16 protein-coding genes and 2 pseudogenes are annotated in these 24,660 nt (G+C 72.1%); 15 read left to right on the top strand and 3 right to left on the bottom strand.

All coding sequences use genetic code 11. The annotated features are described in order from the left end of the window. Nucleotides 1–3: 3 nt before the first annotated feature. A complete protein-coding gene (locus tag ACH4U7_RS31310; RefSeq protein ID WP_398531133.1) occupies nt 4–528 on the top strand; it encodes a TIGR00730 family Rossman fold protein in 525 nt (174 codons plus the stop codon). Between the two features lie 56 nt (nt 529–584). Here ACH4U7_RS31310 and ACH4U7_RS31305 read toward each other — a convergent pair whose 3' ends face one another. Then, nucleotides 585–1,793, bottom strand: coding sequence for a hypothetical protein (locus tag ACH4U7_RS31305; RefSeq protein WP_398531132.1), 1,209 nt, complete (start codon nt 1,791–1,793; stop codon nt 585–587). A gap of 296 nt (nt 1,794–2,089) precedes the next feature. Between ACH4U7_RS31305 and ACH4U7_RS31300 the strand changes: the two genes are divergently transcribed. The 11 genes from ACH4U7_RS31300 (at nt 2,090) to gatB (ending at nt 17,336) form a co-directional block, all read left to right on the top strand. Further along, a complete protein-coding gene (locus tag ACH4U7_RS31300; protein ID WP_398531131.1) occupies nt 2,090–4,945 on the top strand; it encodes an AfsR/SARP family transcriptional regulator in 2,856 nt (951 codons plus the stop codon). Nucleotides 4,946–5,044: 99 nt separating this feature from the next. Then, complete coding sequence (locus ACH4U7_RS31295) at nt 5,045–5,734, top strand: SDR family oxidoreductase (protein ID WP_398531130.1); 690 nt, start codon at nt 5,045–5,047, stop codon at nt 5,732–5,734. Nucleotides 5,735–5,800: 66 nt separating this feature from the next. Continuing rightward, nucleotides 5,801–6,250 carry a MarR family winged helix-turn-helix transcriptional regulator gene (locus ACH4U7_RS31290; protein ID WP_398531129.1) on the top strand — a complete coding sequence of 150 codons (450 nt, stop codon included), beginning with the start codon at nt 5,801–5,803 and terminating at the stop codon, nt 6,248–6,250. 129 nt (nt 6,251–6,379) lie between these two features. After that, a complete protein-coding gene (locus tag ACH4U7_RS31285) occupies nt 6,380–7,840 on the top strand; it encodes an MFS transporter (protein WP_398531128.1) in 1,461 nt (486 codons plus the stop codon). Next, a complete protein-coding gene (locus ACH4U7_RS31280) occupies nt 7,837–8,880 on the top strand; it encodes a methionine synthase (protein WP_398531127.1) in 1,044 nt (347 codons plus the stop codon). The genes ACH4U7_RS31285 and ACH4U7_RS31280 overlap by 4 nt, the downstream gene beginning before the upstream one ends. 15 nt (nt 8,881–8,895) lie before the next feature. After that, the gene (gene ligA / locus ACH4U7_RS31275; protein WP_398531126.1) at nt 8,896–11,082 is read left to right on the top strand and encodes an NAD-dependent DNA ligase LigA; all 2,187 of its coding nucleotides are present in this window, start codon (nt 8,896–8,898) and stop codon (nt 11,080–11,082) included. 371 nt (nt 11,083–11,453) lie between these two features. Continuing rightward, entirely contained in the window at nt 11,454–13,646 is a 2,193-nt protein-coding gene (locus tag ACH4U7_RS31270; protein WP_398531125.1) for a putative bifunctional diguanylate cyclase/phosphodiesterase, read from the top strand. A 135-nt stretch (nt 13,647–13,781) separates the two neighbouring features. After that, nucleotides 13,782–14,078: an Asp-tRNA(Asn)/Glu-tRNA(Gln) amidotransferase subunit GatC gene (gene gatC / locus ACH4U7_RS31265; protein WP_089510982.1), complete on the top strand. Its 297-nt coding sequence runs from the start codon at nt 13,782–13,784 to the stop codon at nt 14,076–14,078. A 5-nt stretch (nt 14,079–14,083) separates the two neighbouring features. After that, entirely contained in the window at nt 14,084–15,577 is a 1,494-nt protein-coding gene (gene gatA / locus ACH4U7_RS31260; RefSeq protein WP_398531124.1) for an Asp-tRNA(Asn)/Glu-tRNA(Gln) amidotransferase subunit GatA, read from the top strand. Beyond that, entirely contained in the window at nt 15,574–15,813 is a 240-nt protein-coding gene (locus tag ACH4U7_RS31255; RefSeq protein WP_398531123.1) for a hypothetical protein, read from the top strand. Before gatA ends, ACH4U7_RS31255 begins: the two co-directional genes overlap by 4 nt. A gap of 14 nt (nt 15,814–15,827) precedes the next feature. After that, a complete protein-coding gene (gatB, locus tag ACH4U7_RS31250) occupies nt 15,828–17,336 on the top strand; it encodes an Asp-tRNA(Asn)/Glu-tRNA(Gln) amidotransferase subunit GatB (protein WP_398531122.1) in 1,509 nt (502 codons plus the stop codon). Between the two features lie 74 nt (nt 17,337–17,410). Here the strand turns inward: gatB and ACH4U7_RS31245 are convergent, their stop codons facing one another. After that, on the bottom strand, nt 17,411–18,934 hold the full coding sequence (locus ACH4U7_RS31245; RefSeq protein WP_398531121.1) for a M81 family metallopeptidase: 1,524 nt from the start codon (nt 18,932–18,934) through the stop codon (nt 17,411–17,413). Nucleotides 18,935–19,338: 404 nt separating this feature from the next. On the opposite strand from ACH4U7_RS31245, the pseudogene ACH4U7_RS31240 reads away from it, so the two are divergent. Beyond that, nucleotides 19,339–19,806, top strand: a pseudogene (locus ACH4U7_RS31240) (ArsR family transcriptional regulator); the annotation flags it as partial. A 249-nt stretch (nt 19,807–20,055) separates the two neighbouring features. Next, the gene (locus tag ACH4U7_RS31235; protein ID WP_398531120.1) at nt 20,056–22,467 is read left to right on the top strand and encodes an MMPL family transporter; all 2,412 of its coding nucleotides are present in this window, start codon (nt 20,056–20,058) and stop codon (nt 22,465–22,467) included. On the opposite strand, the pseudogene ACH4U7_RS31230 reads toward ACH4U7_RS31235, so the two are convergent. Further along, nucleotides 22,358–23,326, bottom strand: a pseudogene (locus tag ACH4U7_RS31230) (ArsR/SmtB family transcription factor); the annotation flags it as partial. The gene ACH4U7_RS31235 and the pseudogene ACH4U7_RS31230 sit on opposite strands and share 110 nt — an antisense overlap. 95 nt (nt 23,327–23,421) lie before the next feature. Between ACH4U7_RS31230 and ACH4U7_RS31225 the strand changes: the two are divergent. Further along, the gene (locus ACH4U7_RS31225; protein ID WP_398531119.1) at nt 23,422–24,621 is read left to right on the top strand and encodes an MFS transporter; all 1,200 of its coding nucleotides are present in this window, start codon (nt 23,422–23,424) and stop codon (nt 24,619–24,621) included. Nucleotides 24,622–24,660 lie beyond the last annotated feature (39 nt).

The raw sequence follows: 24,660 nt of genomic DNA, 5'->3' as shown, positions 1-24,660 counted from the left end.
GCCATGAATATCTGCGTCTTCTGTTCCGCCGCCGACCTGGACGACCGCTACACCGCCCCCGCCCGCGAATTCGCCGAGCTGATCGGCAAGCGTGGCCACACGCTCGTGTGGGGCGGGTCGGACGTCGGGTTGATGAAGGTGATGGCGGACGGGGTGCAGGAGAACGGCGGGCGGCTCGTCGGGATATCGGTGGAGTTCCTGTCCGCGAAGGCCAGGGAGAACGCCGACGAGATGGTGATCGCCAAGGATCTCGCCGAGCGGAAGGCGCAGCTGCTCGCCCGGGCGGACGCGGTGGTGGTCATGGTGGGCGGCACGGGGACGCTGGACGAGGCCACCGAGATCCTGGAGCTGAAGAAGCACGGCCTGCACATCAAGCCGGTGGTGCTGCTCAACACGGCGGGTTTCTACGACGGGCTGAAGCAGCAGTTCCAGCGGATGGAGGACGAGGGCTTCCTGCCCCTCCCTCTGGGCGAGCTGGTCTTCTTCGCGGAGAACGGCGCGGACGCGCTGGCGCACCTGGAGCAGTGACAGTCGTGAGCGTGGCTCCGCCGTAGCGGAGCCACGTCATGGACGACGCTCGTGGCTCAGCGGCCCACCACGTACACATGGCGCTTGCGCGGGTGTTCGCCGAGTCCCCAGAGGCCGTTCCGGTCGCCGTCGTAGCTGAGGTCCTCGGGACCGAAGGAGAGCTTTCCGCGCTTTTTGGGCTTGGAGCTGCCGACCGGGCACCGGTACAGAAGCCCGGGGGCTCCGGGACGGTCATCGTCGTTGACCGAGAAGTAGTACGTGCCGTTCACGCTGACCACGCCCTGGACCTTTGGCAGCTCGAACGACCGCTCCTCCACGGCCTCTTCGGAGGTGATGGAACTTGTGCCGGGGTTCATGTTCCAGCGTATGGACCGGGAGCTGCCTCCGCCGGCGAACTCGTTAACGAGCAGGGAAGGCTGCGGGGTCGTGTGATCCACGGCCACCTGCGAATACGTGAGCTGCGTTCCCGCGTTGTCGTAAGCGCGGCTCTGCGGGAGCACGTACTGGTAGCCGAGCGCGTAGTACTTCTTGTCCCTCCAGTGGTAACCGTAGTAGTGCCGTGCCACCCCACCGGTGGAGACCCGGAACATCTGGTTGATGTTGAACACGCGCAAGCCGCGGCCCTCGCTGTCAGCGACATAGAGTCTGTCCCCGTACCAGGCGATGCCTCCCGCGTGGACTTTTGCCGGCTGGAAGTCATAAGGCCGATCGCTGAGCTTCCGTGGTTCCACGAGGAGGACATGGCGATAGCGCGGCCTGCTGGGGGCGGTCACATCGACGAAGGTGATACGCGCGCCCTGCCACGCGTTCGCGCCCTTCCCGTACCAGGACACCAGGACCGCCCGCTTCTCCGCGTCCGTGTTCGTCCCGGGAATCGGTCCGTGGTACGCGTCGTAGCTGGTGGTGATGCCTTGCGGGTACCACCACGGAGTGGTGCTGTCGTCCTTTTCCGGGTCCCAGCCGAAGGAGTACTTGAGCCTGTCCGGCTTGCCCCCCGCGGGCCAGCGGTGGTTCACCACCGCCCTGCGGTCGGCGTTCCGCAGCACCTCTGCCACCAGGGGCGCTGCCGGGAGGGCACGGGCGAGGCCGGCGATCATCTGAGGGTAGGTGTAGCCGATCGACCCCCTCTTCGGGCGGTCGCGCATCTTCACCCGGAACTCGGACCCCGCCGCGTGCGCCGTGGACGAAAGGGCCAGGCCGCCGACGGCTGCGGCGAGCGGAGCGGCGGACAGGCCGCGGAGAAGTGTTCGACGTGTTACGTCCATGACAGACGCATCCCCCATTCGGTGTTCGGGCGGGAATTCGGTGGAACCCCGCGCCGGTCCACGCCGTACGCGCCGGTTCGGCATCCGCCGGGGCGGTTCCGCGGGCCCAGGCCCGTGCGCCGCCGCATCGGGGTGGCGGGGCGGCGCACGGGTGAGGGGTGTCGGCACCCGCCCCCCGACCGGGCGCCGCGCAGAAGAGTCTTTCGGGCAGGCGTTGCGTGAACCTTGTGCAGAGCTTGAACCTGCTGGTCGGATGGACCGTCACAAGGCAGGCTGTTTCCACGGGTGGGGGCGAAATGGCGGTCAGGTTCGGGTTATTGGGGGGCATCGAGGTCTGGGTCGACGATCGGCCGCTGGACCTCGGACATGTGCGGCAGCGGTCCGTTCTGGCGGCGCTGCTCGTCGATGCCAACCGTTCGGTCTCCGTCGATCAGCTCGCGGACCGGGTCTGGGGGGACCGGCCGCCGCAGCGGTTCCGTGCGGCGCTGTACAGCTATCTGTCGCGGCTGAGGATCGCTCTGTCGGCAGCCGGAGTGGGGATCGGGAAGGCGGCGGGGGGCTACGTCCTGGCGGCCGAAGCGGCGGCCATCGATCTGTACCGCTTCCGTGCGCTGGTCGGCGAGGCCCGCGGGGCGGCCGATGGCGTACGGGCCGAGGCGCTGCTGGAGCAGGCGCTCGGGCTGTGGCGCGGCGATGCCTTCGGCGCGATCGACACGCCCTGGTTCAACGCGCTGCGCGACACCCTCGCCCAGGAGCGGTTCGCGGCCGAGCTGGACCGTAACGACGCCGCGCTGCGCCGGGGGCGCCACGGGGAGCTGCTGGCCGGGCTGTTCACCCGGGCCGGGGAGCGGCGGCTGGACGAGCGGCTGGCGGGGCAGCTGATGCTCGCGCTGTACCGGTGCGGCCGCCCGGCCGAGGCCCTGGAGCACTTCCGGCGCACGCGGCACCGGTTGGTCGACGAGCTGGGCATCGGCCCCAGCCAGCCACTGGAGCTGTTGCACCAGCGGATCCTGGAGACGGACCCCGCGCTCGAACCGCCTTTACCTTCTGCGCCGCCTAAACACTCCGCGCTCCCATCCGCCCCGCCCCGCATCCCCATACCCCGTCAGCTCCCCGCGCCGCCACCCGCCTTCACCGGCCGCGCGCGGGAGCTGCTGCGGCTGAACGAGGTGTGCGACGTGCACGCCGAGGCCGAGGCGGGCGGCGAGACGGTCGTGATCTCGGCGATCGGCGGGATCGGCGGGGTCGGCAAGACCTGGCTGGCGGTTCGCTGGGCGCACGAGAACATGGCGCGGTTCCCCGACGGGCAGCTGTACGTCAACCTGCGCGGCTTCGACCCGGCGGCGGAACCGGTGCCGCCGCCGGTCGCGGTCCGGGGGTTCCTGGACGCGCTCGGAGTCGCGCCCGACATCATCCCCGTGGACCTGGACGCGCAGACCGCGCTGTACCGCAGCCTGCTGGCGGGCCGGCGCGTGCTGGTCGTACTGGACGACGCCCGCGACGCCGGGCAGGTGCGGCCGCTGCTGCCCGGCAGCCCCAGCTGCACCGTGCTGGTGACCAGCCGTTCCAGGCTCACCTCCCTGGTCACCACGCACGGCGCGCTGCCGCTGCCGCTCGACGTCTTCGGGCCGGCCGAGGCGCGCGAGCTGCTGGTGTGGCACCTGGGGGCCGGGCGGGTCGAGGCCGAACCGGACGCGGTGGAGGCGCTGTTGGAGCACTGCGCGGGCCTGCCGCTGGCCCTGGGGATCGTGGCCGCGCGCGCCGCGACCCACCCCGACCTGCCCCTCGCCGCGCTCGCCGAAGAGCTGCGGGAGGCGGCGACCCGGCTGGACGCGCTGGACACCGGCGATCTGACCGCCGATCTGCGCGCCGTCTTCGCCGCTTCGCACCGTGCCCTCTCCGCCCCGGCGGCCGAGCTGTTCGGGCTGCTGGGCCTGGCGCCCGGCCCCGACATCGACCTGTCCGCCGCGGCCGCCCTCGCCGGGCTCGGCGCGCCCCGTACCCGCGTACTGCTCGGCGAGTTGCAGGCCGCGCACCTGGTCCAGCGGTACACCCCGGCCCGCTACCGGATGCACGATCTGGTCCGGCTCTACGCGGCCGAATGCGGCCAGGCCGCCGAGCGCGGGCGGCGTACGGACGCGCTGCGGCGGCTGGTCGACTTCTATCTGCACACCGCCTTCGCCGCCAACAGCCTGGTGGACGGGCCGAACACGCCGTTCCGACCCGAGCTGGACTCGCCCGCGCCCGGCTGCGTCCCGGTCCGTCTTGAGGACCCCGGCGCGGCCCTGGACTGGTTCGACGCCGAACACGCCTGCGTTCTCGCCGCCCAGCGGCTGGCCCTGAAGCAGGAATGGCACACCGCGGTCTGGCAGCTGGCCTGGACGCTGATCTCCTACCACTGGCGCGGTGCGCACTTCCGGGATCACCTCAGGGTCTGGCGGGCGGGGCTCACCGCCGCCGAGCGGCAGGGACATCCGCCCGCGCGGGCGCTCGCCCACTGGCGCCTGGGCCAGGCCGCCTCACACCTGGGACGGGGCGCCGAGGCCCTGGACCACCTCGGCCGGGCCCTGGCGGTGTACGAGGAGGCCGGCGACGTACCCGGCCAGGCCCATACACATCGCACCCTTGGATGGGTTTGGGAGCAACAGGGCGACAAAGAGGCCGCGCTGAGCCATGCCCGTCAGGCCCTGCGTCTGTATGAAGGGCTCGGCAACCCGGTCTGGCAGGCGAACCAGCTCAACGCGGTCGGCTGGTGCCACGCCCAGCTGGGTCGCTTCGAGGAGGCCCGCGACTACTGCGAGCGGGCCCTGGCGCTGTTCCGTGCCGAGGCCGGCCGGGGCGCCGGGGCCTCGACTCTGGACAGCCTCGGCTACATCGCCCACCACACCGGCCGCCACGATCAAGCGCTCGACCATTACGGCGAGGCCCTGGAGCTGTTCCGCGAGGCGGGCAACGCGTACGACGAGGCCGACACCCTCGCCCATATCGCCGACGCCCAGCAGGCCCTGGGCCGGACCGAGGTGGCCCGGGAGAACCGGATCCTGGCCCTCGACCTGTACCGCGCCCAGCGCCGTGACGCAAAGGCCCGGCACATCCAGGACCGGCTGGACGCGCGGTCGACCGAGCTCGATGGCACCTCCGGCACTGGCTGAGCGGCACCTCGGATGGCAGCCGGCATCAGAGGCGGGTGAACGGAGGCGGGGCGACCTGCCCACCCCGGAGGGCCCGGCGCGGTGCGGCATGCTGGGGACATGGGAACGCATCTGATCACTGGAGCAGGCTCGGGCATCGGTGAGGCCGTGACCGTGCGGCTGGCCGAGCGGGGCGAGCAACTGTGGCTGCTGGCCCGCGACGCCGGGCGGGCGCGGGAGTTGGCGGGGCGCTTTCCCGGGGCCCGTACGGTCGTCGGTGACCTGGCGGACCCGGACAAGCTGTCGTGGGCGCTGGGGCATCAGGAGCTGCCCGAACGGCTCGACTCGCTGCTGCATATCGCCGGCGTGGTGGACCTCGGCGAGGTCGGTGAGCTGACCCCCAGGCTGTGGACCCGCCAGCTCGCCGTCAACCTGGTCTCGCCGGCCGAGCTGACCCGGCTGATGCTGCCGCAGCTGCGGGTGGCGCAGGGGCATGTGGTCTTCGTCAACTCCGGCGCCGGGCTGCGGGCCAATGCCCAGTGGGGTGCGTACGCGGCGAGCAAGCACGGGCTCAAGGCGCTGGCCGACGCGCTGCGCTGGGAGGAGAGCGGCAACGGGGTGCGGGTGACGACCGTCTATCCGGGGCGTACGGCGACGCCGATGCAGGTCAAGGTGCATCAGCAGGAGGGCAAGGACTACGACCCGGAGCGCTGGATGACGGCCGGGTCCGTCGCGACCACGGTGCTCACGGCCCTCGATCTGCCGCGTGACGCGGAGATCACCGATCTGTCGGTGCGGCCGCTCGCCTGACCAATGTGCGCGTGGAGCCCCGATACGTACGGCGGCGTACCGCGCCCGCCGACGTACGCTGACGAGGTGAGCAGCGAAGCCGAAGCGAGCGCGACCGCCGAGCGGGCGGGGTGCGGGGTCAGGGAGATCCGGGGGCTCGTCACCGAGCTGTCCCGGCGGATGGACGCGCACCGGCGCAGCCGGATCGCCGAGCTCGGCCTCACCCCCACCCAGGCGAAGGCCCTGGAGGAGCTGGGGGAGCCCAAGACGGCTCGGGAGCTGGCCGGGGTGCTGTGCTGTGAGCCGCCGAATGTGACGTATGTGATGGACAAGATGGAGAAGCAGGGGCTGGTCGTACGGCAGCCGCACCCCACGGACCGCAGGGCCAAGCAGCTGGTCCTGACCGACGCGGGGCGGGAGCTGCGGCTGGATCTGCTGCGGCGGATGGGGAAGGACTCGCCGCTGGACCACCTGACCGACGAGGGGCGTCATGAGCTGCGGACGCAGCTGCTGAAGGCGCTCGACCGGGTGGGGTAGGCGGGATAGGCGGCTCGGAAGGCCCCTGGGAGCCTCGCGGCGCGGGTCCCGGGGGCTTTCGTATGCCGTCAGTAAAGTTATAGCTGTATCTATTGCAGCTGTAATAGATACAGCTATAAGTTCCTGCGCATGATCACTCGTACGGAGAGAGCACGGCGGAGGCAAGAGGACGCGGCACGGCACGCGGGGACGAAACACCAGGGCGTACAACTCCTCGCGCTGGCCCTCGGGTTCGTGATGGCGACCCTGGACGTGACGATCATCAACGTCGCGGGTCCCCAGCTGCGGTCCGGCCTGGAGCTGTCCCTCTCCGGCCTCACCTGGGTCGTCGACGGCTACGTCCTCGTCTTCGCGTCCCTGCTGCTGCTCGCCGGCTCACTGGCGGGCCGCTTCGGGGCGCGGCGGATCTATCTGGTCGGGCTCGGGCTGTTCAGCGTGGCCTCGCTGGTGTGCGCGGTGGCCCCGGTCGCCGGGGTGCTGGTGGCCGGGCGGCTGGCGCAGGGGGCCGGGGCCGCGCTGTTCATGCCGAGCTCGCTCACCCTCCTCATGAACGCCTTCCCGGGCGGCCCGGAGCGCACCCGGGTGCTGGGCCTCTGGTCCGCGATCGTCTCGACGGCGGCCGGAGTGGGCCCCGCGGTCGGCGGGCTGCTGGTCGGCGGGCTGGGCTGGCGCAGCATCTTCCTGGTCAACCTGCCCGTCGGGCTCGCCGCCCTGGTGCTCGCGCGGCGCTATGTCGTGCCGCTGCCCGGCCGTGCCATGCCGCTGGGCGCGGCCGGGCACGCGCTCGGTCTGGTCGCGCTCGCGGCGCTCGCGTACGGCCTGATCCAGGGGCCGGAGACGGGGTGGGGCGCGGCGCCGGTGCTGGCCGCGTTCGCGGTCACGCTGCTGGCCGGGGCCGCCTTCGCGGTACGGGAGCGGGCCGCGGGGACGACGGCCCGGGTGCTGCCCGGCGAGCTCTTCGCAAGCGCACACTTCTCGACCGCCAACGCCGTCGGCTTCCTCTTCAACCTCGGCTGCTACGGCGCGATGTTCGTGCTCGGGCTCTTCCTTCAGAACGCGCGCGGTGCGAGCCCCATGGAGGCGGGCCTCCAACTGCTCCCCACCCAGCTGGTCTTCCTGCTCGGCAACGTCCTGTACGCCAAGGTGGGGCACCGGCTGGGCAACCGGGCCGCGCTCGCCGGGTCGCTGCTGTACACGGCGGCCGGGACCATCGCCCTCGCGGTCGTCCTCTCCCCGGAGCTGCCCTATTGGGCGCTCGCCGTGATCCTGGGCGTCTTCAACACCGGCCTCGGCGTCGCCTCCCCGGCGATGACCGGCGCCCTCATGGACGCCGCCGGACGCGAGCACGCGAGCATCGGCTCGGCCACGCTCAACGCGAACCGGCAGATCGGCACGCTGGTCGGCATCGCCGCCATGGGCGCGGTGCTCGCGGGCGCGGGCGGCTGGTACGCGGGCGCCGCGGCCTGCTTCGCGCTGGCCGGAGGGGCGTACGCGGCCGCAGCCCTGCTGGCCTGGTTCGGCCTGCGGGTGCCGCGAGCCGACGGAGCGGTTCACGTCGGCGGCCCCGCGGCTCGTACTCTTCCGGGGTGAGCGAGAAGAGCACCGCGGACCCGAACGACGCGAACACCACCACCAAGCCGCGCTGGGGCGCAGGCGCCGCGACCGGCGTCGGGTCGATGCCGGGCGGCGACGCGCGGGAGGCCGCCAAGACCGTCACCGGGTCGCTGGAGACGCTGCCGTACCTGCCCGAGCTACCCGCGCGCGGGCCCGGCGCGGACATGATCGGGCGGACCGCCGGGATGCTGGTCGAGGTGTACGCGCATGTGGAGCCGAGCGGCTGGCGGATCAGCGACCGCCCCGGGCGCGACACCCGGCGGGCGCGCGCCTGGCTGAGGGAGGACCTGGACGCTCTGGAGGAGTTCACCCAGGGCTACCAGGGCGCGCTCAAGGTGTCGGCCGTCGGGCCCTGGACCCTGGCCGCCGGGCTCGAACTGCGCGGCGGAGAGGCCGCGCTGAACGACGCGGGCGCCTGCCGGGACCTGACCGCCTCGCTCGCGGAGGGGCTGCGCGCCCATCTGGAGGAGGTGCGCCGCCGGGTCCCCGGGGCCGAGGTGGTGCTCCAGCTCGACGAGCCGAGCCTGATGGCGGTGGCGCGCGGGCGGGTCCGTACGGCCAGTGGCTACCGCACCTACGCGGCGGTGGACCGGGGCGTGCTGGAGGGGGCGCTGCGGGATGTGATCGCGGTCGCGGACGGACCGGTGGTCGTCCACTCGTGCGCGCCCGGTGTGCCCTTCGGGCTGCTGCGGCGGGCCGGGGCCACCGGGGTGTCGTTCGACTTCTCCTTGCTCACGGAGCGTGAGGAGGAGGCGATCGGGGAGGCCGTCGAGGGCGGCACCGCGCTGTTCGTCGGCGCGGTGCCGGGCACCGATGCCCCATTGTCGGACCCTGCCGGTAGCGTCATGGGTGTCAGGACGCTGTGGCGCAGGCTGGGGCTGTCACCGGGGACTCTCGCCGAGTCCGTGGTGGTCACCCCGTCGTGCGGCCTCGCGGGCGCCTCGCCCGCGTACGCGCGCGCCGCGCTGGCCCACTGCGTCCGGGCGGCGAGATCGCTCGCGGACAACCCTGAGTAACGGGAGGACGACACGGTGGCCGGCGAACAACAGTCGACAGTGCCCGCCGAGGCGCGGGACAAGCACGCCATCCTCGCTGAGCAGGTCGAAGAGCACCGCTTCCGGTACTACGTCAAGGACGCCCCGGTCGTCAGCGACGCCGAGTTCGACCGCCTGCTGCGCGAGCTGGAGGCGCTGGAGGAGGAGTACGCGGAGCTCAGGACGCCCGACTCGCCGACCCAGAAGGTCGCGGGCGCGTATGAAACCGAGTTCACGGAGGTCGAGCACCGCGAGCGGATGCTCAGCCTGGACAACGCGTTCGACGGCGAGGAGCTGGCCGGCTGGGCCGACCGCATCGTCAGGGAGCTCGGGGACACCGGGTATCACTTCCTGTGCGAGCTCAAGGTGGACGGCCTCGCGGTCAACCTCACGTACGAGCGGGGCCGGCTGACCCGCGCCGCCACCCGCGGTGACGGCCGTACCGGCGAGGACATCACGCCCAATGTGCGGACGATCTCCGTGATCCCCGACCGCCTCAAGGGCGACCGCATCCCGGAGCTGGTGGAGGTCCGCGGCGAGGTCTACTTCCCCGGGGCGCGCTTCGAGGAGCTGAACGCACGGCTGGTGGAGGCCGGGAAGCCGCCCTTCGCCAACCCGAGAAACGCGGCGGCGGGCTCGCTGCGCCAGAAGGACCCCAAGGTCACCGCGAGCCGCCCGCTGCGCATGGTGGTCCATGGCATCGGCGCGCGCGAGGGCTTCGACATCGACCGGCAGTCGCAGGCGTACGAGCTGCTGCACGAGTGGGGGCTGCCGACCGCGGCCCACTTCAAGGTCGTGGACTCGCTCGACGCCGTCAGCGAGTACATCGCGTACTACGGGGACCCCAAGCGGCGGCATTCGCTGGAGCACGAGATCGACGGCGTCGTCGTCAAGCTCGATGAGATCCCGCTCCAGGGGCGGCTCGGCTCCACCTCGCGGGCGCCGCGCTGGGCCATCGCCTGGAAGTTCCCGCCGGAAGAGGTCAACACCAAACTGGTCGACATCCGGGTCGGCGTCGGGCGCACCGGGCGCGTCACTCCGTTCGCCGTGGTCGAGCCGGTCACGGTGGCGGGCTCGGAAGTCGAATTCGCGACCCTGCACAATCAGGACGTCGTCAAGGCCAAAGGCGTGCTGATCGGCGACACGGTGGTGCTGCGTAAAGCGGGCGATGTCATTCCGGAAATTGTGGGGCCGGTCGTCGATCTCCGGGACGGCAGTGAGCGGGAGTTCGTGATGCCCGCCGAGTGCCCGGAGTGCGGCACTCCGCTGCAGCCGATGAAGGAGGGCGATGTCGATCTGCGCTGCCCCAACGCCCGATACTGCCAGGCGCAGATCCGCGAGCGGGTCTACTACCTCGCGGGCCGCAAGTGTCTGGACATCGAGAATTTCGGCTATGTAGCCGCCGGGGCGCTCACCCAGCCGCTGGATCCCGCCGAACCGCCGCTGAAGGACGAGGGCGATCTGTTCGATCTGAAGGTCGAACAGCTGCTGCCCATCACGTCGTACGTACTGGACCCGGACAGCGGACTGCCCAAGCGCGATCCCAAGACCGGCGAGGAGAAAGTCGTCACCTTCTTCGCCAACCAGAAGGGCGAGCCGAAGAAGAACACCCTCGCCATGCTGGAGAACATCGAGGCGGCCAAGCAGCGCCCGCTGGCCCGTATCATCACCGGCCTTTCGATCCGTCATGTCGGGCCGGTCGCGGCGGCCGCGCTGGCCCGTGAGTTCCGCTCGCTGGACCGGATCGCCGAGGCGAGCGAGGAGGAACTGGCCGCAGTGGAGGGCGTGGGGCCCACCATCGCGGCCTCGGTCAAGCAGTGGTTCGCCGAGGACTGGCACCGCGAGATCGTGGAGAAGTGGCGCCGGGCCGGAGTGCTGCTGGAGGAGGAGGCGCCCGAGGACGAGGGGCCGCGCCCGCTCGAAGGGCTCACCGTCGTGGTCACGGGCACCCTGCAAACGCACACTCGGGACGGGGCGAAGGAGGCGCTGCAGAACCGCGGTGCCAAAGTCGCGGGTTCCGTTTCGAAGAAGACAGATTTTGTTGTTGTCGGCGACAATCCAGGATCGAAGTACGACAAAGCCATGCAGTTGAAGGTTCCCGTGCTCGATGAGGATGGATTTACGGTCCTTCTCGAACAGGGGCCCGAGGCCGCGAGAGAGGCTGCGGTGACGCCTGCGGAGTAGTGCCGCGTTGACAACCCGTGGAGTGGTACGGAGTAGTACGGAGTACGGATGACTCGGCATGACTCCGTATCACCCACATGACTCCGCATCACTCCCCATCACCCACATGACTCCACATCACCCGTCCGGCCGAACTGTCCGGTGGAGTACCGAGCGGGTTCCGGTCCAACCTGGCCGGAATACGACCGGGAGCACTTCCCGGGCATAGCAAGCGGGCATCACCCTTACAGCGCATACCAGATGGTTATGGATCGTCGGGCGGCATTCGGGCAACCGTCGCCGATCGCCGCCCGGCAAAGCCATCTGCCGCCTACTGTTGATGGTGTGCGCCTGCCGTGGCGCTGGCACCGCCGGCTGTGAGAGGGACGGGTATGAAACCGACCGAAAGCGCCGCCCCGGCGTCGCGGCTGCGCCGGCTCGTAGTGCCCGCGCTGCCCGCCGCGGCGGTCGCCATGGCCGCTTTCGCACTCGGCATCGGGGTATTCCGGGTGCTCGACGCGGGCCATGCGCTCTTTCCCGACGGCACCGTGGGCTGGTCCCTCGCCGTCCTCACCGGAATCATCGTCGGCCATCTCGTCGCCATGGGCCGCGACCGCTGGTGGGGCGGCACCGGATCCGGCGCCGCGTTAACCCTGGCCGCGCTGCTGCTGTTCGGCTGGCTCCCCGCCGGTCTTGTCAGCCTCGCCGTCGTCGTCCTGGTCGGCGCCGCCCGGCGGCACCGCTGGCGGCAGGCGGCGCTGCACGGCGCGGTCGACATCCTCGGCGTCGGCGCGGCCGCCCTCACCCTCGCCGCCTTCGGCACCGTCCCCACCGTCGAGCACCCCTGGCGGCCGGCGAGCTGGGAGATGTCCGCCATCCCCCAGACGGCCCTCGCCGCCTTCGGCTATCTCGCGGTCACCCGCGCCCTCCTCTGGTACTCCCTCGCCCCGCCAGGCGCCGGACTGCCCACCCTCGCCCGCACCGCCCTCGTCCGACAGGCCCTCGTCGGCATCGCACTGCTCGGCATCGCCCCGCTCATCGTCGTCGTCGCCGACGAGATGCCCCTGCTGCTCCCGCTGTTCGCGGTCCCCTTGATCGCCCTCGACTCCACGCTGTGGATCGCCCGGGTGCGCGCCGAGGAGCAGCTGCGCGACCCGCTCACCGGACTGCCCAACCGCCAGTGGCTGCTCGAACGCACCTGGACCGCGCTGGACGAAGCCGAGCGAAGCGGTACGCGCAGCGCCCTGGTCCTGCTCGACCTCGACCGCTTCCGTTCGGTCAACGACACCCTGGGCCATCTGGCGGGCGACCGGCTGCTCCTGCAAATCGCGGACCGGCTGCGGCTCGCACTGCCCGGCGGGGCGGAGGTCGCGCGGCTCGGCGGCGACGAGTTCGCGGTGCTGCTGCCCACCACCGACTCGCTCACCAGCGCCCAGCGCACGGCCCGCAGCCTCGTCGGCGACCTCGGCTCACCGCTCGACCTGGACGGGCTCACCCTCGTCCTCGAAGCCAGCGCCGGCGTCGCCGTCTACCCCGACCACGCCCTCGACGCCGAAGGGCTGCTGCGCCGCGCGGACGTAGCCATGTATCAGGCCAAGCGCGACCGCAGCGGCGTCGAGCTGTACGAGGCCCGCCGCGACGGCAACACCCCCGACCGGCTCGGTCTGCTCGGCGATCTCCGGCGGGCGCTGGACGCGGGCGACGTCGAGCTCCACTACCAGCCCAAGGTCGGCTTCGACGGCCATGTCGCCGGCCTCGAAGCGCTCGTCCGATGGGTCCACCCCGACCGGGGGCGAGTGCCCCCGGACGAGTTCATCTCCATGGCCGAGACCTCCGGGCTGATGCCCCGGCTCACCGAGTACGTCCTGGAGACGGCGCTCGGCCAAGTCGCCCGATGGCGCGCCGACGGCCTGGACGTACCCGTCGCCGTCAACGTCTCGCCCCGCGATGTGCACACCCCCGGCTTCGCCGGCGCCGTCGCCGGGCGGCTCGCCCGCCACGGCGTCCCGGCCGGCGCGCTGCAATTGGAGATCACCGAGCACGTCCTCCTCGAAGACCCGCAGCGCGCCGCCGACACGCTGGCCAGCCTCACCGGACACGGCGTGCGGATGTCCCTCGACGACTTCGGCACGGGCTACTCCTCACTCGTCCACCTGCGGCGGCTGCCGGTGAGCGAGCTCAAGATCGACCGGTCGTTCGTGGCCCGGCTGGCCGTGGACAACGAGGACGCGGAGATCGTCCGCTGCACGGTCGACCTCGCCCATTCGCTCGGGCTGCTCGTCGTCGCGGAGGGCGTCGAGGACGACGAGACCTGGGAGCGGCTGCGGGATCTGGGCTGCGACGCGGTGCAGGGCTGGCTCGTCGCGGCGGCGATGCCGCCCGACGAGACGACGGCGTGGCTGCGGGCCCGCGGCGAACGCGGCTGGCACCGCGAGGACTCAACCCCACCCCCGACCACGACCCCCGCCCCGACCACGACCTCGACCACGACCTCGACCACGACCTCGACCACGACCTCGACCTCGACCTCGGCCACCGCGACGGCCGCCCCGGCCGAAGAAGACGCAGACCAGCCAGTCACATAGCCGGTCACCCAGCCGGGCCGGAATCCCCCCGGGGCGCAGCTCGGGGACGGGAAGGGGAAAGCGTTTCGCTCCTGGCGTGGCCGGAGCCATAGGATTGGGGCGAAAACTCTCCACACTCACCCTGAGGATCGCTGCATGCCTGGCATCACGCGCGAGGAGGTCGCCCACCTCGCCCGGCTGGCGCGTCTGGAGCTGAAGGACGAAGAGCTCGATCACTTCGCCGGACAGCTCGACGACATCATTGGCGCGGTCGCCCGCGTCTCCGAGGTCGCCGACCAAGACGTACCGCCGACCTCTCACCCGCTGCCGCTGACCAATGTCATGCGTCCGGACGTCGTGCGTCCGTCGCTGACCCCGCAGGAGGCGCTGTCCGGCGCACCCGCCCAGGAGCAGCAGCGATTCAAGGTGCCGCAGATCCTGGGGGAGGAGTGACTCGCATGGCTGATCTGAACAAGCTCACCGCGTCCGGCATCGCCGAGAAGATCGCCTCCGGCGAGGTCACCGCCGCCGAGGTGACCGAGGCGCACCTGGCCCGTATCGAGGCGGTCGACGAGAAGGTGCACGCCTTCCTGCACGTCGACCGCGAGGGCGCGCTGGCGCAGGCCCGCGCCGTGGACGACAAGCGCGCCCGCGGCGAGGAGCTCGGCCCGCTGGCCGGCGTTCCGCTCGCGCTCAAGGACATCTTCACCACCAAGGGGATCCCGACCACGGTCGGTTCCAAGATCCTCGAAGGGTGGATCCCGCCGTACGACGCGACGCTGGTCACCCGTCTGAAGGACGCGGACGTGGTGATCCTCGGCAAGACCAACATGGACGAGTTCGCCATGGGGTCCTCGACCGAGAACAGCGCGTTCGGCCCCACCAACAACCCGTGGGACCTCACCCGCATCCCCGGCGGCTCCGGCGGCGGCTCCTCCGCCTCGCTCGCCTCGTTCCAGGCCGCGCTCGCGATCGGGACCGACACCGGCGGCTCGATCCGCCAGCCCGCCGCCGTGACCGGCACGGTCGGCGTCAAGCCGACGTACGGCGGGGTGTCCCGCTACGGCATGGTGGCCTTCTCCTCGTCCCTGGACCAGGGCGGCCCGTGTGCCAGGACCGTGCTGGACGCGGCGCTGCTGCACGAGGTCATCGCCGGGCACGACCCGCTCGACTCCACCTCCATCGACGCCCCGGTCCCGCCGGTCGTCGAGGCCGCGCGCAACGGCAGCGTGCGCGGTATGCGCATCGGCGTGGTGAAGGAGTTCAGCGGCGAGGGCTACCAGGCCGGCGTCGTGCAGCGCTTCAACGAGTCGGTGGAGCTGCTGCGCGAGCTCGGCGCCGAGGTCGTGGAGCTGTCCTGCCCGTCGTTCGACAAGGCGCTGGCCGCGTACTACCTGATCGCGCCGTCCGAGTGCTCGTCCAACCTGGCCCGCTTCGACGGTCTGCGCTACGGCCTGCGGGTCGGCGACGACGGTTCGCGGTCCGCCGAGGACGTCACCGCGCTCACCCGCGCGGAGGGCTTCGGCGCCGAGGTCAAGCGCCGGATCATGCTGGGCACGTACGCGCTGAGCTCCGGCTACTACGACGCGTACTACGGCTCCGCACAGAAGGTCCGCACCCTGATCACCCAGGACTTCCAGCGCGCCTTCGAGCAGGTGGACGTGCTGGTCTCGCCGACCACCCCGACCACCGCCTTCCCGATCGGCGAGCGCGTCGACGACCCGATGGCGATGTATCTGGCCGACCTGTGCACCATCCCGGCGAACCTCGCGGGGAACGCGGCCATGTCACTGCCCTGCGGCCTGGCGCCCGAGGACGGTCTGCCGGTCGGCCTGCAGATCATCGCCCCTGCCCTGGCCGATGATCGGCTCTACAAGGTCGGCGCCGCGGTCGAGGCCGCGTTCGTCGACAAGTGGGGGCACCCGCTGCTCGAGGAGGCACAGTCACTATGAGTGCGATCAAGAAGGCCAAGAGCTTCAAGAAGTCCAAGCCCGGCACCTACCTGTCCATCGGCTCCGCGCTCTTCGGCGCGGTCGGCGTGGCCAAGCAGGTCAAGAAGGCCCGATCCGAGAACGACAAGCTGCAGCTGGTCGACGCGGTGGTCTCGGCCGCCGCGATCGTCACCACCGTCGCTCTGCTCGTCCGTGAGCTCAAGCGCATGGGCGACGACGACGTCCTGGCGGACTGAGAGGTTAGTTTTCTGTGACCGTCACTGAACTGGTGTCGTACGAGGACGCCCTCGCCGCCTACGACCCCGTGATGGGGCTCGAGGTCCACGTCGAGCTCGGCACCACGACCAAGATGTTCTGCGGCTGCTCCACGGCGCTGGGCGCCGAGGCCAACGCGCAGACCTGCCCCACCTGCCTCGGCCTGCCCGGCTCGCTCCCGGTCGTCAACGCGACCGGCGTCGAGTCCGCCATCAAGATCGGCCTCGCGCTGAACTGCGAGATCGCCGAGTGGTGCCGCTTCGCCCGGAAGAACTACTTCTATCCGGACATGCCGAAGAACTTCCAGACCTCGCAGTACGACGAGCCGATCGCCTTCAACGGCTATCTGGACGTCGAGATCGACGGCGGCGAGGTCTTCCGGGTCGAGATCGAGCGCGCCCACATGGAGGAGGACACCGGCAAGTCCACCCACGTGGGCGGCGCGACGGGCCGTATCCACGGCGCCCAGCACTCCCTCCTCGACTACAACCGGGCCGGTATCCCGCTCATCGAGATCGTCACCAAGCCGATCGAGGGGGCCGGGGACCGGGCCCCGGAGGTCGCCAAGGCGTATGTCGCGGAGCTGCGCGAGCTCATCAAGGCGCTCGGGGTCTCCGAGGCGCGTATGGAGATGGGCCAGATGCGGTGCGATGTGAACCTGTCGCTGCGGCCGCACGGCGCCGACAAGTTCGGCACCCGCTCCGAGACCAAGAACGTCAACTCGCTACGCTCCGTCGAGCGCGCGGCCCGCTTCGAGATCCAGCGCCAGGCCGCCGTGCTCGGCGGCGGCGGCACGGTGATCCAGGAGACCCGTCACTTCCACGAGGAGGACGGCTCCACGACGTCCGGCCGGGTCAAGGAGGAGGCGGAGGACTACCGCTACTTCCCCGAGCCCGACCTGGTGCCGGTCGCGCCGTCGCGTGAATGGGTGGAGGAGCTGCGGGGCACGCTGCCGGAGCTGCCGCGGGTGCGCCGCACCCGGCTGCGCGAGGAGTGGGACATCTCGGCCCACGAGATGCAGTCCGTCCTCAACGCGGGCGCGATCGACCTGATCACCGCCACCATCGACGCGGGCGCGGACGCCGCGTCGGCGCGCAAGTGGTGGATGGGCGAACTGGCCCGCCGGGCCAACGAGGACGGCGTCGACCTCGCGTCGCTGCCGATCACCCCGGTCCAGGTCGCGCGCGTATGCGCCCTGGTCGCCGAGGGCTCGCTCAACGACAAGCTGGCGCGCCAGGTCATCGAGGGCGTGCTGGCGGGCGAGGGCGACCCGGACGCGGTCGTCCAGGCCCGCGGCCTGCGGGTCGTCTCGGACGAGGGCGCGCTCGGCGCCGCCGTCGACGAGGCCATCGCGGGCAACGCGGCCATCGCCGACAAGATCCGCGGCGGCAAGGTCGCGGCGGCGGGCGCGCTGGTGGGCGCGGTCATGAAGGCCACCCGCGGCCAGGCCGACGCGGCCCGCGTACGCGAGCTGATCCTGGAGAAGCTGGGCGTCCAGGGCTGAGCGGTATCGCTTGCGACGCACGCGGCGGGGTGCCATCCACACCCCGCCGCGTGCGTTTTCGCGTACAGGCGCCCCTACAGCAGCTCCGGCGTGAGGTCCGGGGCCGGCATGTCGGGGTCGAAGGGGAACAGGGGGCGGTCAAGGCGGTGGTGGCCCAGGCGGGGGAGGTCCTGGTCGACGCTGCCCGGGGTGAGGGCCAGGTGCCAGTCGGCTGCCAGGGCGTAGAGCTCCGGGGCCGGGCAGCCTGCCTTGACGACGAGCAGGTCGTATCCGCGCGGGTCCAACCCGCCGAAGTCCGCGCGGGTGCGGAACGGCTTGCGGCGGCTGACCAGGACCGTCGTCACCCCGCCGCGGCGTACGGCGGCCAGGTCGCCGCCGACCTCGTCGGCCTCGTCGGCTTCGCGGAGGGCCACGACCTCCCCGGTGAGCTCGTACGGCTCGTGCGAGGACGCCCCGTACGAGCCGTACGAGCCGTACGCCCCGTACGAGCCGTGCGCGCCGCCGACCGTCAGCCGCACCGTCGCGCCGACACCCGCCGCGAAGCATCGCGCGACCGCCGCCGGGTCGGTGATGCCGGCGTGCAGAGCCGTGGCGCGGCCGGTGGCCAAAGCCTCGTCGGCCAGTAGGCGGCGCAGCATGTACGTGAGGTCGCCCGCGCCGCCCGCCGCCGGGTTGTCGCCTGAGTCGGTGATGAGGAAGGGGCGGGCTCGGGAGGCGACGGCCGCTTCGACGCAGGTGTCGGCGTCGGCGGCGGGGGCGGGGAAGACGAAGTCGCGGCGCAGGTCCCAGTACTCCTTGGCCAGCGAGCGCGCCTGTTCGACGGCGAGGGCGGGGTCGTCGCCGGTGACGACGACGGCGGCCTTGCAGCGCGGTTCGTCGGCCCAGGGGCAGCCGGCCCAGACGGCCGCGTCCACGATGCCGTCCAGTTCCTCGATGGAGCCCAGCCGCCCGTACAGCGACTTGGCGGGTTCCAGCCGGGGGCTGGTGCGCTCGGCGGGCAGCAGTACGGGCACCTGCACCCAGGCCAGGTGGGGGCGGCCCTTGCCCTCGACGAGACGTTCGACGAGCTTGCGGGCGGCGCGTTCGCGGGTTTGGGCGGCGTCCTGGTGCGGGGCGAGGCGGTGTGCGGTGATCAGGTCCAGCCGGGTGGCGAGCCGGCGCGAGACGTTGCCGTGGGGGTCCATCGCGGCGGAGATCAGCGCGCCGGGGCCGAGGGCATCGCGTACCGCGTCGGTCAGATCGGCCTCGGCGTCCTCCAGACCGGCCACGCTCATCGCGCCGTGGAGGTCGTGGACGAGGCCGTCGAGGGGGCCCGCCTGCCGTATGCGGTCGACCAGTTCGGACTTGAGGCGGTCGTACGCCTCCGGCTCGACCGGTCCGCCCGGCGGGGCCTCGGCCTGGACCAGCGGCACCCACTCCACCGGGCCGCCGAGCTCGCCGTCCGGCCGGGCCCAGGGGTAGCGGTCCCACAGCTCCGCGCCGCGGGTGACGCGGAAGTCGTCGTACCCGGTGCGGTGCGGGCTGAAGGTGCTGGACGGGGCGCAGACGCCGCCGATACCGATGCGCGGGCGGCGGCCGGCGGGGGAGGGCGTGCTCATGCGTGTGCGGGTTCCTTTCCCGGCTCGCGCGGCGCGGCGGCGGTCAACAGCGCAGCAACCACCTCTTAGCACAGCAATCGCCTATGGCGGAACAATAGCCGCGAGTCGCCGCCTCGCCGTGTCAGGGGAATTCGCGATATCGCGAACACGTCACTCCTTCACACACGAACGGCCCGCGTCAGATCCGCGGCGATCAGCACCCGGCGGTGCCGCATCCGGTCCACCCAGGCCCCGGCGGGCAGGCCGATGACGAGGAACGCGGCGGTGCTCAGCGTGGCCAGGAGGCCGACCTGGCCGGGGTGAACAGGGTCCGGAAGTCGCGTAGCCGCCAGGGGGATTCCATGGGCATGACGGGTACGTCGCCGGGCGCCGCCGCCGCGTACCAATGATTTAGCCTCAGCTGAATGAGGCACGAGCCGCGGGCCGCGGGCGACACGCTGGAGATCGAGTTCTCGGCCGAGGACGTGGCCCGTACCCGCTTCGCCATATCCCCGCTGTGGGAGGTGGTGGCCAGCGTGCGCGTCCTCAAGGGCGCCGACGAGCACGGTATGCACCGGCGGTGGACCGAGCAGGTGCGGACCGGGCTCGCGGCCGCGCGGCTGGACCTGGCGCCGCTGTCCCGTCTGATCGCCGTGCCCACCGCGGGCATCCCCGGGTTCCTCGTGCCGCCGCCCACCACCCCGCAGCCCGCCCTTGAAGTGGAGCTGGCGGCGTTGCGCGCCACCCCGCCCCACTTGCTGCGGACGACATCAGCGGGGGCGGAGGCGGGCGTCGCCGCGCTGCGCGAGGACCCCGGGCGTGGTCTCGGCCGGCTGGCGGAGGTGATCGCCGGGTACTGGGAGGTGGCGCTCGCGCCGTACTGGCCGCGCATGTGGGGGAGGCGCTGGTGAGCGGCCGCTGACACGTGGCGGACCTCATTCCCGTAAGCGGTGTGGGGAAGTCCACAAAGGGGACAAAGGATCTCTTCCGGGTGTCACAGTGCATGAGGAGTTCGCCGCCGGTCCAGGTCCCAGGCGCGCGGCGGGCCTTCATATGTTCATCAGTGCGTGCGTCGCCACGGGCCCGGCCCCACCCCCGCCGCGAGCCCGGCGGGTTCGGCGCGATACCCCGGAAAGCAGGCCATGGCCGCACTCGCCCGGTGGTGCCTCAGGCGCCGCTTCGTCGTCATCGCGCTGTGGCTGGCCGCCTTCGCGGGCGTATCCGTCGCGGCCGCGGTCACGGGGTCCGCGTACTCGAACGACTACGGCATCCCGGGCACGGACTCGGCGCGGGTCTCCGAGCTGATGGAGCGGGAGTTCCCGAAGCAGGCCGGGGACAGCGACACGATCGTCTGGCATACGGCGCGCGACGCGGGCACGGTACGCGCGGTGGACGTACGGCAGCACATGACGGCGGCGCTGGAGCGGGTCGAGAAGCTGCCCGGCGTCGTCTCCGTCGCCGGGCCGTACGACAACACTGACAGCGGCGCCGATACGACGCGGATCAGCGCCGACGGGCATACCGCCTACGCCACCGTCCTCTTCGACCGGCCCGCCGCCGAACTCGGCGAGTCCCAGGTCCGCGACGTGGTCGACACCGTCCGCGCCGCGGCGGCCGACGGGCTCGAGGTGGAGATGGGCGGCGCGGGCATCGGCGCGGCCCAGCAGACGGGCTCGGCTCACCTCAGCGAGGCCATCGGGGTCGCCGCGGCCGCCGTCGTACTCTTCCTCGCCTTCGGCTCGCTCGCGGCGGCGCTGCTGCCGATCGCCACCGCGGTGGTCGGCGTGGGGACCGCGTACGCGGGCGTCGGGCTGCTCGGCCACGCCATGACCGTCGCCGACTTCGCGCCCATGCTCGGCACGCTGATCGGGCTCGGCGTGGGCATCGACTACGCGCTGTTCATCGTCACCCGGCACCGCCAGGGGCTCAAGGCCGGGCTGCCGGTCGACGAGGCTGCCCGGCGCGCGGTGGCCACCTCGGGGCGCGCGGTGATCTTCGCCGGGGCGACCGTGTGCATGGCGCTGCTGGGGATGCTGGTGCTGCGGCTGAGCTTCCTGAATGGAGTGGCGGTCGCGGCCGCGCTGACCGTTCTGCTCACCGTCGCCGCCTCGGTCACCCTGCTGCCCGCGCTGCTCGGGCTGATCGGCCCCCGAGCCCTGAGCCGCCGCGAGCGGCGCCGGCTGGCCGCGCACGGGCCGCGGACCAGGGCCCGCGGCGGATTCGCGGCCCGCTGGTCGGCCCTGGTCGAGCGGCGCCCGAAGCTGCTCGCCGCCGTCGCGGTCGTGCTGATGCTGGTCCTCGCGCTGCCCACCCTCTCGCTCCGGCTGGGCACCTCCGACCAGGGCAACGACCCGGCCTCCGCGACGACCCGGCGCGCCTACGACCTGCTCGCCGAGGGCTTCGGACCCGGTTTCAACGGTCCGCTGACGCTCGTCGGCCGCATCGACGACGCCGCCGACCGGGTCGCCTTCGGCAAGCTCCCCGAGACCCTGCGCGGCATCGAGGGCGTCGCCTCGGTGAGCGGGTCCGTCCTGAGCACCAGCGGCGATACGGCGCTGATCACAGTGGTCCCAGAGACCGCCCCGCAGTCGCGCGCCACCTCCGAGCTGGTCGCGCGGCTACGCGACCAGCTGGGAGGTGAGGTGCTGCCGAGGGCCGCGGAGGCCACCTCGCTCAAGGTGTACGTCGGCGGGCTGACCGCGGGCTACGACGACTTCGCGAGGGTGATCGTCGGAAAGCTGCCGCTGTTCGTGGGCGTGGTCGTGGGCCTCGGCAGCATCCTGCTGCTGCTCGCGTTCCGCAGCATCGGCATCCCGGTCAAGGCGGCGGTCATGAACGTGGCCGCCGTCGCCGCGTCCTTCGGCGTCGTCGTAGCCATCTTCCAGTGGGGCTGGGGGAGCGAGCTGCTGGGGCTCGGCCGGGCCGGTCCGATCGAGCCGTTTCTGCCGGTGATCATGGTGTCGGTGCTCTTCGGGCTGTCCATGGACTATCAGGTCTTCCTGGTCAGCCGGATGTACGAGGAGTGGCGGCGCACCCGCGACAACCGGGTCGCGGTGCGGGTCGGCCTCGCCGAGACCGGCCGGGTCATCAACTCCGCCGCCGTCATCATGATCGCCGTCTTCTCGGCCTTCGTGCTCAGCGGCGACCGGATCATCGCGATGTTCGGCATCGGCCTGGCCGCGGCCGTCGCCCTGGACGCCTTCGTCCTCCGTACGCTCCTGGTGCCCGCCCTGATGCATCTGCTGGGCGGGGCCAACTGGTGGCTGCCGCGGCGGCTGGACCGGTGGCTGCCGAGGATCAGCATCGAGGCGCCGAGCCCCGCTGACCCTGACCCTGCCCCTGGTGTCCCTGCCCCTGGTGACCCTGCCCCTGGTGTCCCTGCCCCTGGTGTCCCTGCCCCTGGTGCCCCTGCCCCTGGTGCCCCTGTTTCTGGGCCGTCACCTGACCGCGCCCCTGAGCTGTCACCAATACCTCACCCGCGGCCGTCCGGTAGTAGAGCACCGACCGCCCCGCACGCCGCCGCCGCACCAGGTGGGCATCGAGCAGCACCTTGAGGTGGCGGCCCACCGACCCCAGCCCCTGGCCGGTCAGCGCGACGAGCTGCGTGGTGCTCTTCGGGGTGTCGAGCAGGACGAGGACGGCCGCCCGGGCCGGGCCGAGCAGCTTGCCCAGTGACTCGGGCACCGAGGCCCGGTCCGCCTCGGCCAGCGCGCCCGAACAGGGATAGACCACCGCGTAACGGTGCGGAGCGTCCCAGGAGACCCAGCCCTGGTACGGGGTCACCGGGACGAACAGCAGCCGCGCCCCCGAGATCTCCCGCGGCGGGTTGTCGTACACGTTGATCTGCAGCCGGCTCTCCCCGAGCCACCGCATCCCCGGCCGCATGGCGTTCAGCACGGCCGCCCAGCCGCCCCGGCTCAGCCGCGCCGTACGCGCCACCACATCCGCCTCGATGATCCGCTGGCGCCGGGGCCAGGTGGGCAGCACCGTCTCGGTCCACACCCACTCCAGGACATCGGCGCAGCGCTCCGCGAGATCGGAGCGGCGCAGCGGGTCGGGGAGCGGGCCGCGCAGCGATACGGCCAGATCGGCGCGAGCGGTCCCGGGCGGGGTCTCGCGGATCCGCGCCAGCTCCTCCTCGAAGCCCGGCTCGCCCTCGCCGGTGGGCGTGGGGGTGAGGAAGTCCGCGAGCCAGCGGTGCCCCAGGGCGGCCCGTACGGTCAGCGCGGTGAGCGGATCACCGGACAGCCGCGCCCGGTAGGCGGGCAGATGGGCGTCGAGCCAGGCGCGCTCGCCCGGGTGCCCGGCCACGCCCCGCTCCAGGGAGATCAGGCCCGCGATGGCCTCGGCGAGCGGTGATACGACGAACCGGCTCCCGGCGAGCGTGTCCGCGTTGACCAGCCACCAGCCCATCGTTTCGCCCAGCCCGCCCCGTCGTTTCGCGTCATCGTTTCGCGTGCGCGCGAAACTGTAACGGCCCCGGGCGGGGACCGCTGAGACTCCGGGCCATGCGCACCTACCGAGAGCTCTTCGCCGCACCGGAGTTCACACCGCTCTTCCTCACCGGCACCCTTCAGGTGGCCGGCACGACGGTGAGCGGCCTGGCCCTGGGCACGCTGGTCTACGCGGCGACCGGCTCACCGCTGCTGTCCGCCCTCAGCATGTTCGGCCCCAACCTGGCCCAGGTGGTCGGCGCGACGGTGCTGCTGTCGGCCGCCGACCGGCTGCCGCCGCGCGCGGCGATATGCGGCCTGGCTTCGTTCTTCGCCCTGGGCACCGCCCTCCAGGCCGTCCCCGGCCTGCCGCTGGCGGCCGTCTTCGCGGTCCTCCTGGTCCTCGGGGCGACCGCCTCGCTGGGCGGCGGGGTGCGTTCCGGGCTGCTCAACGAGATCCTGGCGCGGGAGGGCTATCTGCTCGGCCGCTCCGTGCTCAACATGTCCGCGGGCACCACCCAGATCTGCGGCTACGCCGTCGGCGGCGTCCTGGTGACGACCCTGTCGCCGCGCGGCACCCTGCTCACCGCCGCCGCCCTCCACCTCGCCGCCGCGCTCGTCGCCCGCTTCGGGCTCAGCCGGCGGCCGCCGCGCGCCGCCGGGCGGCCGTCGATCGCCGCGACCTGGCGCGACAACGCCCGGCTGTGGTCCTCCGTACCGCGCCGCTATGTCTATCTCGCGCTGTGGGTGCCCAACGGGCTGATCGTCGGCTGCGAATCCCTCTTCGTCCCCTACGCACCCCGGAACGCGGGGCTGCTGCTGGCCTGCGCCTCCCTCGGCATGCTCGTCGGCGACACCCTGACCGGCCGGTTCGTACCGCCCTGGTGGCGGGAACGGCTCGGCGCCCCGCTGCGGCTGCTGCTCGCCGCCCCGTACCTGGTCTTCGCCCTGCACCCGGCGCTGCCGCTCGCGGCGACCGCGGTCACCCTCGCGTCGATCGGCTTCGCGGCGAGCCTGCTGCTCCAGGAGCGGCTGATGGCCCTGACCCCCGAGGAGCTGAGCGGGCACGCGCTCGGGCTGCACTTCTCGGGCATGCTCACCATGCAGGGCGTCGGGGCCACCCTCGCGGGCGCCGTCGCCCAGCACACCTCGCCCGCGACGGCGATGGCCGTCATGGCGGCGGCCTCCGTCGCGGTCACGCTGGCGCTGGCCCCGGGCCTAAGGCCGGAGAGCCGTCCTAAGGCCCCTGCGGTGGACGGGGCCCAGGAGGCCTAAGGCCCTGGCACGGGCGAAGATCGGGCACTCTCCCGATGC

It is taken from the genome of Streptomyces sp. NPDC020845 (assembly GCF_044334165.1).
Classification (GTDB): domain Bacteria; phylum Actinomycetota; class Actinomycetes; order Streptomycetales; family Streptomycetaceae; genus Streptomyces.
The sequence above is the reverse complement of the archived record's forward strand: the minus strand, read 5'-3'. Positions and strand labels throughout refer to the sequence as shown.

What these genes read in the sequence shown, in the direction of transcription:
- ACH4U7_RS31310 (WP_398531133.1), top strand. Translation starts at nt 4, where the DNA reads ATGAATATCTGCGTCTTCTGTTCCGCCGCCGACCTGGACGACCGCTAC.
- ACH4U7_RS31305 (WP_398531132.1), bottom strand. Translation starts at nt 1,793, where the DNA reads ATGGACGTAACACGTCGAACACTTCTCCGCGGCCTGTCCGCCGCTCCG.
- ACH4U7_RS31300 (WP_398531131.1), top strand. Translation starts at nt 2,090, where the DNA reads ATGGCGGTCAGGTTCGGGTTATTGGGGGGCATCGAGGTCTGGGTCGAC.
- ACH4U7_RS31295 (WP_398531130.1), top strand. Translation starts at nt 5,045, where the DNA reads ATGGGAACGCATCTGATCACTGGAGCAGGCTCGGGCATCGGTGAGGCC.
- ACH4U7_RS31285 (WP_398531128.1), top strand. Translation starts at nt 6,380, where the DNA reads ATGATCACTCGTACGGAGAGAGCACGGCGGAGGCAAGAGGACGCGGCA.
- ACH4U7_RS31270 (WP_398531125.1), top strand. Translation starts at nt 11,454, where the DNA reads ATGAAACCGACCGAAAGCGCCGCCCCGGCGTCGCGGCTGCGCCGGCTC.
- gatC (WP_089510982.1), top strand. Translation starts at nt 13,782, where the DNA reads ATGCCTGGCATCACGCGCGAGGAGGTCGCCCACCTCGCCCGGCTGGCG.
- gatA (WP_398531124.1), top strand. Translation starts at nt 14,084, where the DNA reads ATGGCTGATCTGAACAAGCTCACCGCGTCCGGCATCGCCGAGAAGATC.
- ACH4U7_RS31255 (WP_398531123.1), top strand. Translation starts at nt 15,574, where the DNA reads ATGAGTGCGATCAAGAAGGCCAAGAGCTTCAAGAAGTCCAAGCCCGGC.
- ACH4U7_RS31245 (WP_398531121.1), bottom strand. Translation starts at nt 18,934, where the DNA reads ATGAGCACGCCCTCCCCCGCCGGCCGCCGCCCGCGCATCGGTATCGGC.
- ACH4U7_RS31235 (WP_398531120.1), top strand. Translation starts at nt 20,056, where the DNA reads ATGGCCGCACTCGCCCGGTGGTGCCTCAGGCGCCGCTTCGTCGTCATC.
- ACH4U7_RS31225 (WP_398531119.1), top strand. Translation starts at nt 23,422, where the DNA reads ATGCGCACCTACCGAGAGCTCTTCGCCGCACCGGAGTTCACACCGCTC.